The following is a 14,704-nucleotide window of genomic DNA, read 5'->3' as shown; positions in this document are numbered from 1 at the left end:
CTAAACTGTTGCGATATAATTTCGTTTGTCTTGCTATTATCGTGACGGTATTTTATACTATAGCATCATTTATCTATGACAAGGAGAGTGGCTTTTATGAAAAAGGGTATCGTTATATTGTATATCATTAGTGTTATGGTGTTTTTTGTTACGCCAGCACTTTTTGCTTCTCAGGACATTGGCGTCAACAATCGCATTTTAACGAAAGTCAACGGCAAAACCATCACTGTCATGGACATTGCCGACAAGATGGACGTTATTTTTTCTCGAGAGTTCCCTGAGCATACTGACTCTCTTGAATCCCGCTATCAATTTTATATGGCAAACTGGCAATATATTCTTCGGGATATGGTTGACAAAGAGCTTGTTCTCTCCGATGCTCTTGACAAGAAGATCGTTATAAGCGATGGTGACATCCGCGAGGAGCTTGAAGACATGTTTGGCTCCAACGCTATAGAGGCCGTCTCGCAGCTTGGCATGACATATAATGAGGCGTGGTCGATGATCCATGAAGACATTATGGTACGTCGTATGATGTTATATGCTGTACACTCTAAAGCGATGAACAAGACGTCGCCGCAAGACCTTCGTCGTGCTTTCGAAGGATATCTTCTTGACAACCCACAAAATGACGAATGGACTTATCGTGTTCTTTCTATCCGCGACAGTAACAATGGCAAGGCTATTGCCAATGCCACTATAGCGAATATTCTTCTCACTGAAGAGGGGGTATCTTTTGAAGAGCTTTCTTCGGAGCTTTCTAGCCGCGGTCTTATTGAAGATTCTACTGAGGTAAAGGTCTCCGCCGAATTCCATCATAGTGATAATATGTTATCGTCGTCGTATAAAGAGGCTCTTATTTCTCTATCTCCTGGTGAATACAGCGAGCCTATAAAGCACCAAAAAGGTGGAGACCATTCTCCTGTATATAGGATTTTCTTTCTTAAGGAGCATGTTGTTGCGGAGCCAATAATATTTTCCGACATCGAGGAAGGGCTAAAGAACCATCTTTACAATGCTGCTATTGCCGAGGAGACGGAGCTATATATGGCATCTTTAATGAAGCGCTATGGTTTCAACGAAGATCGCTTCCTCGCTGGGATCCCTAAAAACTTCGAACCTTTTATTCTTTAAACCCGAGTTTTAATGCCTTTATATCGTCTTAGCGACCTAAAAGATTTTCTCGATGATGTCGGTGTTCAAGCAAAAAGAAGCATGTCGCAGAACTTCCTCGTCGATGGTAACATCGTCAAAAACAGTATCGACATTGCCGCTGTTATTGCCGATGATGTTATTGTAGAGATAGGTTCTGGTCCTGGTGTTTTCACTGAAGAGCTTTTGTGTCGTGGTGCTACCGTCGTTGCCATAGAGAAAGATGACGTCTTTGCTAGGGCGCTTACACGCCTGCAGACCGCTGACAACAGGCTTCACATCGTCGCCGACGACGCTCTTACCACCGACATTACGGCGCATATATCCCCTCTTCTTCGTGGTGGTGCCAAGGCGAAGATCGTTGCGAGCATACCTTATAGCATCACAACGCCATTGTTACAGAGATGTATCGCTTTGCGTGATATTTTCTCTTGTGCCGTCTTCATCGTCCAGGATGATGTTGCCAGCAAGGCGGTATCGCGTCCTGGCGACAAGAATTATTCCTTTCTTTCAGTTTTCTTGAAGAACTACTGTCACGTGAAATATTCTTTCACGATAAAAAATTCGTGTTTCTATCCCCGTCCGAAGGTATCGTCGGCGGCATTGTCGTTAGAGTTCCGTGACGAACCTCTTCTTTCTGAAGAGCTTTTAGGGCATGTCCGTGAAGCGTTTTTACAAAGACGTAAGATGCTAAGGTCGTCGCTGAAAGAGTATTATTCTAGTGAAAGTATCATGGCAGCATTGGAATCGATAGGGAAGCCTTCTACGGCGCGCCCTGAAGAGCTTTCTCTTGAAGATTTCGTGAACATCTTTCAAATTTTGATTATTGATAACGAAAAACAGAGCCATGAAAGCTTCAGAAGACAGGATTTTTCACCACAGAGCCACAGAGAACACAGAGAGAAATAGGGCGGGCTAGGGGTTTCACCCCTAGAACCCCGAGGGCATAATATTCAGCATTCATTAATCTGCATTCATTATTTTTCTTTCCTAACGGGGTCTGGGGGAGACCCCCAGCCAGATTGCATTCTTTCTCTGTGTTCTCTGTGGCTCTGTGGTGAAAAATCCTACTCCTAATTCCGAACTATTTTATAGCCAACTTTTGAGTTTGTTATACCATGCGATATTTACGTCGTGAATTGCTTTCAGTGGAACTTCTTGTATTGTTTCGTTGCGCTCGTTGACGATATGGATATTTCCGACGTGTTGTCCTTTATTGACTGGGAGTGTTATGTCTTTGTTCCAGTGTACAAGGGCCGTTAATTTTTGTTCTTCTGAGGGGTAGCTATCGAAGACGACATCGCTATCGATAGCGACTTTTAATGTTCTGTTGCTTTTTTTTAGTTTCAGCGAAGCTTTTTGCATTCCTTTTTTTAGAAGTCTTTTCTGTATTTTCTTTTCACGGAAGGCTGTTTCAAACATCATGATAATATCTTCGAACATTTTATCACGTTTGTCATAATGGAACACTACAGCTATCAACGTTCTTCCATCTTTTTCTGCGGCGGCCACTAGGGTATTTTGTGCATCGGTGGTATATCCTGTTTTTATTCCGAAAGCATGAGGGTAGTAGTGCTCGCTTTTCTTTTTAACGAGCCTGTTAAATGCGGGCATCCATGTAGATTTTTGCATATTGGTCTTAGGCCGCTGATATTTCGTCATAAGGATAACTTCGCGGAAAAATGGTATCTTTATAGCCTCTCTGGCTATTAATGCCATATCGTATGCGGTGGTATGGTGTCCCGGAAAATATAGTCCATGTGGGTTATGGAATGTAGTATTTTTACATCCTATCTCGTCGCGGAGGTATATGTTTAACTCTTCCATGAAGGTTGGTATGCTACCGCTAACGTATTGTGCTATGAGGTTTGAGGCATCGTTTGCCGAGGACAGAAGCATCCCTTGGAAGAGCACGCGAAGATGTAGTTTCTCTCCTTTTTTTATTCCCATATGTGAAGAGCCGAATTCCAGCCAGTATGCTGGTTTTGTATATTTCAGATGTTTCTTTGCCGCTGGCGATATAGCACCTATAGCTTCTTGTGTTCCTTCGAGGACAACGTCGAGGTTATCGATATTTTTAAGAGCATATAATGCCGACGCCACCTTTGTTATACTGGCAGGGTCTTCGGGTTTATGGGCCTTTTTTTCATATATGATAGCTCCGGTGTCGGCATTCATAATGATTGCTGACCGTGCTTTCGTTGAGAAGTGTAGCTGTTCGGCGTAGCAAAGGGCTGGCATAAGAGCCATTATCATAGTAATAATTATAATGTTATAACATCTTCGAAACACGCGCGCTATCTCCGTAATATTTTTATATGTAGTAGGTTATGCTACCTTATATACAATGAATTTTTTCGCTAAACAAATTATGTAGAATGTCGATACCTACTATAGGATAAAAACCGATATAAACACAACAAAAGGGAAGCGATTATATGGAAGCACCAACAAATCTTAAAGCGTCGTATCATGAATGTTTAGAAAGTCTTTCTCATATGGCTCCCGACGATATTATCAGTGTTGATTTAGAGCTTTTACATTCTCTAGACCTCGTTGACCAGCTTATTCTCCATAATCGTCGTCCTTCGGAATTCAACGCCATGTTTCATATCATTGAATCTTCTGAGAAGATAACGCTTTTCAACGAACGTTTTCTCATATGGCTTGTTCCGCAATATGTTGAGGATTGTCCTGTAACGTTTGTGATGATAGCTTCTAACACTGAAGGCTCCCCTAACTCTTTAGAGATGGTTTTTTCGACGTCGGGGATATACAATTCTTCATTTTTGATATTGCGTATTCTTGAGAAGCTTCTTTTTGACATCAAAGAGAACGACGTTATTTTTTCGTCATTGTGAGGATATTGGAATCATTTTCTCTAGAATACAACACGTGATCCATTATTTTTTGCATCATAAAAATTCCTAGTCCTCCTATTTCCCTTTCTTCTATTGGTGCGCTGACATCGATTTCTTCGTCATGTTCAAGTGGGTTGAATGGGATTCCTTTATCTTTAATGATTATTGTTATCCCGATTCCTGAGTTACCTTCTGGTGAGCATCTTATCTCTATATCACCGTCGCTGTTGGGGTATGCGTATTTTATAATATTTGCAACGGCTTCTTCTACGGCGAGGATTATTTCTTCGATATTTTTATCCTCGAGGCTTTGTTTTTTTGCGCTTTCGGCGACGAAGACCATCATGTCGTGCAGATTTTCTAGTTTCGCAGGAAAGTTTTTTTTCTCTTCATCTATTTCCATATATTTCACCATATGTGGTTTATATAGCTTACGATTTTACGTGCTAGCGCGACATTTAGCGGATCTTCTACTATACCGCGAGCATTTTCATTTGTCGTCATCTGCCCTAATGAATAAGCGAGTAGATTTGTTCTGTTGCTATCGAAGTCATAGTCGTAATCGACAGAGTCATCTATTAGTGTTGGTCCAGAGATTATTTTCCCTGTAGCTGTTTCTTCTATTGACACTTCGACTTTTGTTATGAGCCGACTTTCCACTTGTATAATATTTTCCAGGCTATCGTCGTTGTCATCTTTTTTGTGACGATATCCGATATTTTCGCTGTAGGAGTCGAGGATCTTGACGTGTAGTATAAGCTCGCCAGAGTGTTGTTGGTATGACAGTCCTCCTGTCGAGGTTTCAAGTTCGCGAACTATAGCGGCGGTGAGTTTCCCGTCGTTATCGCCGTCGACATACGGAGTGTGTATAGTATTATACGAATGCGACAACGTATTGGCGCTACCCCATTGGTATCCATTACCGCATGAGAGCGTCATCATTGTCAAGATACAAAAGAGCGCTATATTTTTAAAATATTTCATCATCACATATTATATTGTGTCACTTCACGACGACTATGCTGAAGGGTTTTCGCTTGCATCGATATGAAGTTCTAATTCTGCTACTTCTTTATGTAGCGCATCAAGTCTTTTATTACAATCTTTTGCGCTTGTTGTCGATGGAAATTGTTGTAATACTCTGAAATAGTAGAGTGCTGACGCTTTTGGTTTTTTTATTTTCTCGTAGAATTTCCCTGTATTATAAAGGTTTTTCGCGTAGTCTTCTTCCATATCGGCAACGAATGCGTTAACTTCTTTTGTTTTTGGATTTTTAGGGAATTCCTTTGCAAAGCATGCGGCGTTTATTTTGGCGAGCTGAAGTACGTCGAAGTTATTTGCGCTTTTAGCGCTCTGTTTTTTATATAGTCGTGCTACGGCGAGGAAGCTTTCTGCTGCGAGTTCATGTTTGGGGTGTTTATGTATTATGGTATTATAGACATCTGCAGCTTCGACATTGTCATCCATAGCTTCGAGTAGCTGTCCTTTTGAAAACATAGCTTTTATAGCGACTTCTTTCCCTGGAAGTGCTGTTATCAAAGAATCATAGATCTCTAATGCGCTGCTCCTATCTACGACGATTTTCGGCATAGCCTCCAGCCCGAAGAGGTGTTTCTGCGCACCTTTTCGCAATTTTTCTGCTACGGCGTAGCGGAATTCCCATGTTTTCTCGAAGAAAGTTGTATGGTCGGGCATATTGAGATATGCTATGAAGTGTTTATTTGCCATATCGATATCGTTGTTCTGGAAGTATGCTACTCCCAGATAGAATATTGACGACGGGATGAGAGTGCTTTCTGGGTAGTTGACTTTCAATACCTTGAACTGCTCTATAGCTTTCTTCCACTTTTTCTTTTCCAAGGCTTTAAGGCCTAGGTCATAGTGGTCTTCGGCAGAGTATTTTGCGGCGTATTGTTTTTTTATCAGCCTGCCTTCCCTAACGACATATGCTGCCTCGGCGGGGGCTGCTGCTGCTATCATTATACTGGTTGTTATAAGGGCAAAGATTACATTTTTTTTCATTGTGGTATCACTGCTTAATTAATATACGGTAACGATTGTAATATCTTCGCGTGAAACGTTCAAGGTCAAACTTTCACGGTGTCGATGACGCCTGTAACATTTTTCACGATATCGTGTACTCGTTTTTTGTCGTTGACGTGATATTTTTTTCCTACTGCTATCTGTGTTGTTGTGTTGTCGTCACATATGTCGAGGGTTACTGGGATATCGCCGGAATGTTTCAGTAGGACATCTTTTATTACGAGTATTGTTGTGAGGTCGGCGTTGTTGGCATCGACGTTGATTGTTAGAGAGGGAGTGTTTATTTGTTGTTGCTGTTGTTGTTGCGGGGCTTTCGGCGGTTTTTTCGGTTGCTGTCGTTTTGTGCCACTGTCTTTACTGCTTTTGTTGTTATCGTTACGTCGTGTTATTTTCTCTGAGAATTTTGCTTTGTCGTAGGCATTATCGCATGAGCGTATCATCGTCTCGTTGACGTCTGTAAGGTCGTCACACCAGCGACATTGTAGTTGTCTATTGCCTTCACGTTCTTGTACGTTGACGACGGCGTATATCAGTTTATTTGTATCGAACAGGTGTGTTTTTTCTTCGTACATTTCTGGCCATATTGGCAGTTCGTAGCGTTCTTCTCCGTCGCTTATTGTCAGGATGGCGAACTTACGAAGGCTTTTCGAAGAGATCTTTACGTTACTATCTTCTATTATAAACGCTGTTCTGAAGGTACCGCCGATATCGATATCTTTCGATGTCTTCAGTGGCACACACGAGAGTTTTTCCATGGTATCTTCGTAGGAGTCCATGGGGTGTCCTGTTAGGAAGAATCCCAGCAGATCTTTTTCTCTCATAAACGTCTCATTTTCTGTACTTGGCGCTACGACGTCTGGCGGCGAGGAGAATAGATCTTCTTGATCTTCTTCTATGAGGGTGAACAGTGATATTACGCCGTGAGTTTCATCTTCGCGTTCTTTTGCAGCAGAGGCATACATTTTTTCTACGCTTTGTCGCATAGCGTCACGCGTCCATGTTGTGAAGTCGAAACATCCTGCGTCGGCGAGGTTTTCTGCGGCTTTTTTCCCTACTTTTTTTGTGTCGATACGTTTTACGAAGTCGTATAGTGTGGTGTATTTTCCGTTCTTCGTTCTTTCTGTTACTATAGCTTCGACGGCGCCTTCTCCTATGCCACGTATTGCTGTCATTGCGAAGCGTATACCTTTGTCGGTGGGGGCGAATTCTTTCCCTGCGTCGTTAACATCTGGCGGAAGCGTTGGTATTCCCATTTTATGTGCTTCGTTTATGAACTTAGCGACTTTTTCTACGTCGTCGCTGTCGCAGCTCATCAATGCTGCCATCCATTCTGTTGGGTAGTGAGCTTTCAGGTATGCTGTGGTGTATGCTATATAGGCGTATGCTGCTGCGTGGGATTTATTGAAGCCATATTCAGCGAACTTCTCCATCTTATCGAAGATAAGTGCCGCTGTTTTCTCATCGATATCGTTCTCTGCTGCTCCTTCCTGGAATTTCTTCCGCATCTCTGACATCTGTTTCATATCTTTTTTTCCCATAGCGCGCCGTAGCACGTCACCTTCTCCTAGGGAAAAATTTGCCAGGGAGCCTGCTATCTGCATAACCTGTTCCTGGTATACCATGATACCGTATGTTTCTTTTAGGATATCTTCAAGCCACGGGTGGTCGTATTCTATCTCTTCGCGTCCGTGTTTTCTGTTGACATACGACGGTATCATATCCATCGGCCCTGGGCGGTACAATGACACCATAGCGATTATCTCTTCGAACTTATCGAGGTGCAGATTTCGTGCGAGGTCGCGCATGCCACCGGATTCCAGTTGGAAGACTCCTAGGGTATCGCCTTTGTTAAGCATTTCGAAGGTTTCGGCATCGTCGAGAGGGAGTTTTGCGCTATCGATATCTTCGCCGGTACGTTCTCGTATAGAAGCAACGGCTTTCTGTATTGCCGTCAGTGTTTTAAGCCCTAGGAAGTCGACTTTAAGCATCCCCACAGCTTCTACAGGCTTCATAGCGTATTGTGTCAGTGACATCTCGGAGTCTTTGGCGCGGCATATTGGAATCTTTTCGATTATGGGTTCTGCCGAAACTATTACTCCTGCAGCGTGGACGCCAGTGTTACGTATAGAGCCTTCTAGCTTCCTTCCGATATCGATAACCTGGTGTGCTTCTGGGTCTTCATTATATTCCCTTAGCAGATCAGGGTCGATTTCCAGTGATCTTTCGATGGTGATATTTAGCTCATCGGGGATAAGTTTCGTCAGGGCGTTGACTTTTGCTAGAGGCATACTCAAGACTCTTCCTACGTCTTTTATCGCCATCTTCGCCTTCATCGTCCCGAAGGTTATTATCTGTGCTATATTTCCTTGACCATATTTCTTTACCATATAGTCGATTACTTCACCGCGGCGTTCCATACAGATATCTACATCGATATCGGGGTATGACATACGTTCTGGGTTGATAAAACGTTCGAAGAGGAGGTTGAATCTTAGTGGCTCGATGTCTGTTATACCGATGAGGTAGCATATTATCGAGCCGGCCCCTGATCCACGTCCTGGTCCTACAGGGATGTTGTTATCTTTAGACCATTTTATGAAGTCGTATACTATAAGTAGGTAGTCGCACAGCCCTTTTGGTGCTATGACGCTCATCTCATATTTTAGGCGTTCTTTTATTACGTCGAGCGGGGCTTTATCGGGATATTTCTTCTGTACTTCTTCTAGGCTTTCTGTGTTGTAGCGTTTTTCTATGCTCTCCGAGCATAGTTTTACAAGGTATTCTGCTACGACGTCGTTATGTTTTTCCTTTGTCAGCTTTTTATCGCCATAATCTGGCGGATAATACATGGGGTAGTGTTTTGTTTCGAAGTCGATCTCGACGTTACACATCGCTGCGATGTCTGCCGTCGCTGTTATTGCGTCGGGGACATCTGCGAAGAGTTCTGCCATCTGTTCTGCGCTTTTGAAGTAACATTCGTGTGAGGAGTATGCCCTTCTTCTGGGGTTAGGAACTTTTGTTGTAGCGTTTCCTGCGGCATCGCGTTCCCATATCTCGCAAGGCTCTCCTGACTGTATATTAAGGAATATCTCATGTGCCCGCCATTCTTCTCTTTCGATGTAGTGGCTATCGTTTGTGGCGACGCAGCGAATTCCTAGGTCTTTCGATGCCTGTATAATTCGTGCGTCGGCTCTTTCTTGTTTTTCTATGAAGCTCTTGTAGTCGTGGTAAAGCCATGTTTCCATGTCAACGCCGTCGGCGACGATGGCGTCGTGGGACATACGATGTCGGTGTAGTTCTAGGTAATAGTCTTCGCCATAAAGTTTCTGATACCACTGTATTTCTTCGTAAAGAACATCGTCGGTGACGGCCTCGTCGGCAGCAAGGGCTGTTACTCTGCCGCTAAGACATCCAGACAGGCATATCACTCCTTCGCTATACTGTTCTAGGGCTTCTTTGTCGACGCGAGGGACGTAGTAGAATCCTTCGAGGTGTCCTATCGACGAAAGTTTGCATATGTTATGGTATCCTTCCTGGTTTTTTGCAAGAAGGACGAGGTGATAGGCGTTTTTCTTTCCGGCGATGCGCTGTTTCTCATGGCGCGATGTTGTAGCAACATAAACTTCACAGCCTATTATTGGTTTAACGCCTTTAGAAGAGCATGCTTTGAAGAAATCTACTGCGCCGAACATATTTCCATGGTCGGTTATTGCCACTGCAGGCATCTCTAATGCTGCGGCTTTTTCTGCTATCCTCTTAACCGATGCTGTAGCGTCGAGGATAGAATATTGCGAGTGAACGTGTAGTGGTACCCAGGACATCTTTACCCATAATTGCGACCTATATTTCCTTTAACACCATAGAATTTGGGCAAGATGGCTCAGTGAGCGACAAGCAAATAGTTGTAACTATTCGCGAGGAGCAAAATGAGTCAGGTTGCCTGATACTATGGATGCTATAGGAAACAAGACCTTTTTTTCATTTTTAAAAAGCTCTGACAAAAATATAAACGTGTTAAGATAAATATCTTAAGCCATTACTATTTCTTATTGTTTTTCTTTGCCCATTTGCTATTATTTGGCTTCACCATATATCTTTTTGCAGCAGCACATTTGCTTTGATTCTATTCTCGCGAATGTTTTAACATTCGCTCGTCTTTCATCTTCGCACCTATACTACTGCAAAAACCCTATGGCGAAGTATAGGTCGCAATCATGGGTTATACTCCTAACTATGCGTATTCTTTAGCTTCTTTTCTTTCTTCTTTGGCATCGCTATCATCTCTGATGCTTATATTTATAAGTGGTACCATTAGTGCTATTGTTATTATGCTACACCCTGCCATAGCGTATAAAAAGCCATCCCATCCCCACAGTTTAATGATATATGTCAAAGGGTATCCTGCCACTGCTGCGCCGATATAAGCGAAGCATCCTACGAAACCCGTCGCTGTCGCTGCGGCTTTTTTGTGTGAGAAGTCTGCCGCTGTACATCCTATAAGCATCTGCGGTCCGAAGATGAAGAATCCTATAGCTCCCAGCAATATTATATCGAGAGTTACTGCCGTTGTTTTTATCATAATCAACCCGAGGAATGGTATTAGTATCGCCACCATATATAGCACCATTACAGGGACTCTACGTCCTTTGAAGATATAATCCGACGCAAATCCTGCTACGAGCATCCCGAAGAATCCTCCTATCTCGAAAGCGGTAATAGTAAGGTTAGCAGAGACCTCTTTGTATCCTTTAGTGTCGATGAGGAACATAGCACTCCAGTCGTTAACTCCCTGCCGTACTATATATACGAAGAAATACGAAATACCTAGCATCCATATTATCTTATTTTTTAGGATGTATTTGAAGAGGATCTCCTTGACGGTGAACTCTCTTTCTTTTTTGTCGCGCGCTTCGCCTTTGACATGGTCGTCCTTGAAGTTCTCTATCGAAGGAAGCCCTAGTGATTGCGGGGTGTCACGGAGTCTGTTCATTATGAAGAGCCCTACCACGATACAAAGGACTCCTGGGACATACATAGCATACCGCCATCCGTAATGAAGCACACAAAATGCTACTAATAGCGGGATTATCGCTCCCCCGACATTATGCGAAGTACTCCACAGCGACCACCACGTCCCTCTTTCTTTTTGTGAATACCAGTGTGTTAGCAGTCTACATGCCGGCGGCCATCCGAACCCTTGGAACCATCCGTTCAGCCCCCAGAATATTGCGAAAGCATATATCGACGAAGACATCCCGAAGAAGATATTTATAAAACCCGTTATTATTAGTCCGAAGCTCATAATATATCGAGGGTTTGACCTGTCACCGAGGATGCCGCTGGCGAACTTGCTGACGCCATAGGTTATAGAGAGGATACTCGCCAGTATTCCTAGGTCTGTGATGCTAAAGCCAAGGTCGGCGATTAGTGCCGGCATGGCGAATATGAAGCTTTTCCTTGTGAAGTAATAAAACACATACCCTATATACATCGCGTAGAAGGTTCGTATACGCCAATATTTATAGCTTTTCTTCACCTGCTCTTCGTCTGCCATAGTCTCGATGAACGGTGCGGGCTTAAAGATATTTATCAACTTTCTCATGGATTTTCCTCTTTTGTTAATATCTACAAAAAACAAAACAATTTGTCCTACGATGACGAATCTTACGATTAATGTCAAACCATCATTGACGCCTTATCCTCCTTATGATAAAACTTCCTTTATCTAATATATAGAAGGGAAATGCTAATATGGACAACGACAACTTCACATCGAACGACGACTTTGACGATATTTTCGGCGACCTTTTGCAAGGCGCTACTAATCCTGCCTCTTCTGATGCGGCGTTCGAAGAAATCCTTGAAGACGTGGTCTCCGAGACCATAACACCTTCAGCCAAATATTCTTTCGATGAAGACTTCTCTTACGAGAAGCCTCGCTCCGATAAAAGAGTCGACATCGACACCCTCCTCGATGAGGTCGTCTTGTCGCCTTTAAAACCAAAAAAGCGTCGTTCTGATTTCGTTTCTCCTTCGGAGGAATCTTTTTTTGCAGAGATCGACAGTCGCTATGGCATCGACACCGCTTCGTCACCGTCGAATAATGCCACCGTTGCCGCAGCAAAACCCTCTCCTACATACGAAGAGCCATACTACGAGAAGCCCGGAGAAAACTTTCCTGCTCGGCGTCCTCGTCGCAGCTTTAATTTTTTGAAACCTCTCAGAAAAGTTTTTACGCTGTGGCGTCATGCCGCAGTTTTTGTCGTGGCACTGTCCGCTGCTTTTGCGTTATGGCACGGGTATGATGTTATGTCGCGCAACACCGCCGCCGCAGAACATAGCGCCGCACGCGACCTCGTTGATATCTCCATGGCTCTCGCCCATGCGCAGCTTACCCGCAGCGATGATCCCGGTGCTGCCAACGACTACACATCGCCATTGCTATTAAAAGCTCACTACGATGCCGTCCTTCCCGACGGCTACAGGACTGCGTTCCCCATAAGCAGCCGTGGAATATTAGGATCGTCTAAGTACAAAGTCAACATCATCACCAACAGTAACCTATCGCACTATGCCCTTCTTGCTACGCCATCGCCATCGCCGATGCAGAGTATTTTCCCAAAGGCCTCGTACCTCCTCGACAGCACGACGATGATATTGCACAAAGTTTCTAACGTAAAGGCCTGGGAAGACCTTTTTAACAACACCCTCTTCATAAACGCATCTCTTGCTTCAGACATCGCCGCTCTCGCAAAAAAAGAACCCGTAATAACACTATCTTCTCTCGACGACGGCAATGGCATGGGCTTCGCCCCTCCAGAGTCTCTCGCCATAGAGCATCCTGGCGCAAAGAATGTCGTATACAACGCACCACGTTTCTTCCCCTTCAGCACCGCCGTACTAAAAGAAGTTACTAGTAATATCTTCCCTTCAGACTCCACCGTCTATGACAACGAAGCAGCGTCTTTCATCAGCAAAAACCTCGCTTCCCGCAACGATACCGTGTTGTATATGCCGATAACGACGAAGAAAGGCTACGAAACATACCTAAAGCTCGCAGGCCATCCTGCGCTGAAAGGTTTCATCATGGGACACCTCACCTTCGACAGCACCTCCAAAAAGATAACACGTAGCGCTTTAGTAGAAGCCCCTATCTCCAGCGGCGCTATGCTCTTCATCGACGACGACACCATAGACATCGCCATGCCTAGCATCCCCTCTTACGATGGCGAAACCACCGCCCTCAACGTCTTCGAAGGCGAAGGCCTCGAAGATGAGAACGCCATAATATATCGTACCATGATGCACGAAGCCCTAGCACAACTAGTTAAAACACGCCACGCTTCACTAAACATCATCTCCGAAGATATCGTCGCACTCCTGGCCTCATACAACAGAAAACCCTTCGAAGACTTCGACGAGCAATACTCCCTAATAGAACAACGCTACAAAGAAGAAGCACTGACACACCACAATATCATCGAAGGAGCACTAGAGAAATTCTTCGCGTCATACGTAAAAAAATCCCCATACGAAAACTTCCCCGTCTTCAAAACCGTCGTAGAATCCATGAGCCTACACGACTACGTCAGCAATAGCCTCTACAACGATCTCAATAGCCTAATCTCAGACTCCACTACTACAATGTCAAGGGTTCCGCACCCTTGACAAACCGCGCCAGAGGAGAAATTCTCCTCTGGACTCCCCATGTAAGCGACAAAGCAAAATGTAAAGGCGTTTCGCCTTTACATTTTGCTTTGTCGCCGCCGTCATCACCATCGAAACGATGGCGATGAAAATTTGACCTTACAGCTTTTTTTAAACCCAGCCCAACAAGAAATCCTTTTTTTTATATTCTGTTAAGCGCTAAACTTTTGCTTTATTTATATAAAATCGAAAGAGGTTTATGGGATATGGAGTTAGAAATAGTAGGACCAGAAATATTAGTAAGGACACAAACACCAAGCAAAGAACAATCAGAATTAGCACCACCACCACAACGAGAAGATGGAACGCGTGCCAGACAGGAAGCACAAGTAGATTCGTTAGGTCAAGAGGCTTTTGACCTTGTCTATGAACATAGAAAAAAAATGTTTCTTACTGCTGATAATGAAAAAACTTCTCATTATTATGACGGTACATGTTATAAAGGATATAAATATTCTGAAAGATATACATATCCTACTGATTGTTTTATAGAAGCTACGGCGAAAGTGACTAAAACAGGCATAAAAACTGTTAAGAGCGCTCTGAAAATCTTGTATGACTCTGGACAAGAAATCACTACTTTACCTATCTTAGCACAAACTATTTATAACCCTAATAAAGGCCTTGTGTGTTTTATTAAAGAAGATTCTCCTACTCTTGAGAGCTATCAACTTAGTTTTGACAAAGTTTTTGTAGCAAAAAGAGCAGAAACAATAAAAAAAACGCTTACAAAAAACAAATTATTTAAAAAATGTGAGGCCAAAAAGACATTTGAAAGTTTAGTCGAAGAGGCATTTGAAAGTTTATTACTTGAGTATAAAAACCTTGACGACTTAGGGCTGTTAATGAAGGAATTGTGAATCGATCCATCTCCTGATTCTTCTACAACAACAGGTTATAATCTTAACTGGCAATCACAGGTATAAATTCCTCATCGCCAT

Annotated in this window: 11 protein-coding genes; 5 read left to right on the top strand and 6 right to left on the bottom strand. The window is 43.3% G+C overall.

Annotation, left to right across the window (positions count from 1 at the left end):
* The first annotated feature begins 96 nt into the window (after window positions 1-96).
* Together HN980_02455 and rsmA are read left to right on the top strand one after the other, a co-directional pair.
* On the top strand, window positions 97-1,134 hold the full coding sequence (locus HN980_02455; protein MBT6928341.1) for a hypothetical protein: 1,038 nt from the start codon (window positions 97-99) through the stop codon (window positions 1,132-1,134).
* Window positions 1,135-1,146: 12 nt separating this feature from the next.
* Window positions 1,147-2,061 carry a ribosomal RNA small subunit methyltransferase A gene (rsmA, locus tag HN980_02450; protein ID MBT6928340.1) on the top strand — a complete coding sequence of 305 codons (915 nt, stop codon included), beginning with the start codon at window positions 1,147-1,149 and terminating at the stop codon, window positions 2,059-2,061.
* A 180-nt stretch (window positions 2,062-2,241) separates the two neighbouring features.
* Here the strand turns inward: rsmA and HN980_02445 are convergent, their stop codons facing one another.
* Window positions 2,242-3,444, bottom strand: coding sequence for a D-alanyl-D-alanine carboxypeptidase (locus tag HN980_02445; protein ID MBT6928339.1), 1,203 nt, complete (start codon window positions 3,442-3,444; stop codon window positions 2,242-2,244).
* 146 nt (window positions 3,445-3,590) lie between these two features.
* Between HN980_02445 and HN980_02440 the strand changes: the two genes are divergently transcribed.
* Window positions 3,591-4,013, top strand: a complete 423-nt coding sequence (locus HN980_02440; GenBank protein ID MBT6928338.1) for a hypothetical protein — start codon at window positions 3,591-3,593, stop codon at window positions 4,011-4,013.
* On the opposite strand, the gene HN980_02435 is transcribed toward HN980_02440, so the two are convergent.
* From HN980_02435 to HN980_02415, 5 genes are all read right to left on the bottom strand, one after another.
* A complete protein-coding gene (locus HN980_02435) occupies window positions 3,994-4,416 on the bottom strand; it encodes an ATP-binding protein (GenBank protein MBT6928337.1) in 423 nt (140 codons plus the stop codon). The genes HN980_02440 and HN980_02435 overlap by 20 nt on opposite strands.
* A gap of 5 nt (window positions 4,417-4,421) precedes the next feature.
* Complete coding sequence (locus HN980_02430) at window positions 4,422-5,000, bottom strand: hypothetical protein (protein ID MBT6928336.1); 579 nt, start codon at window positions 4,998-5,000, stop codon at window positions 4,422-4,424.
* Between the two features lie 30 nt (window positions 5,001-5,030).
* Window positions 5,031-6,035, bottom strand: coding sequence for an outer membrane protein assembly factor BamD (gene bamD / locus HN980_02425; protein ID MBT6928335.1), 1,005 nt, complete (start codon window positions 6,033-6,035; stop codon window positions 5,031-5,033).
* A gap of 65 nt (window positions 6,036-6,100) precedes the next feature.
* Window positions 6,101-9,877, bottom strand: coding sequence for a DNA polymerase III subunit alpha (gene dnaE / locus HN980_02420; GenBank protein ID MBT6928334.1), 3,777 nt, complete (start codon window positions 9,875-9,877; stop codon window positions 6,101-6,103).
* 410 nt (window positions 9,878-10,287) lie between these two features.
* The gene (locus HN980_02415) at window positions 10,288-11,658 is read right to left on the bottom strand and encodes an MFS transporter (GenBank protein MBT6928333.1); all 1,371 of its coding nucleotides are present in this window, start codon (window positions 11,656-11,658) and stop codon (window positions 10,288-10,290) included.
* A 149-nt stretch (window positions 11,659-11,807) separates the two neighbouring features.
* Between HN980_02415 and HN980_02410 the strand changes: the two genes are divergently transcribed.
* Window positions 11,808-13,724 (top strand): hypothetical protein, encoded by a 1,917-nt coding sequence (locus tag HN980_02410; GenBank protein MBT6928332.1) that lies wholly within the window; start codon window positions 11,808-11,810, stop codon window positions 13,722-13,724.
* Between the two features lie 245 nt (window positions 13,725-13,969).
* Window positions 13,970-14,623, top strand: coding sequence for a hypothetical protein (locus tag HN980_02405; protein MBT6928331.1), 654 nt, complete (start codon window positions 13,970-13,972; stop codon window positions 14,621-14,623).
* Window positions 14,624-14,704 lie beyond the last annotated feature (81 nt).

It is taken from the genome of Waddliaceae bacterium (assembly GCA_018694295.1).
In the GTDB taxonomy this organism is placed as follows: domain Bacteria; phylum Chlamydiota; class Chlamydiia; order Chlamydiales; family JABHNK01; genus JABHNK01.
This window is presented reverse-complemented; position numbering and strand designations above follow the sequence as displayed.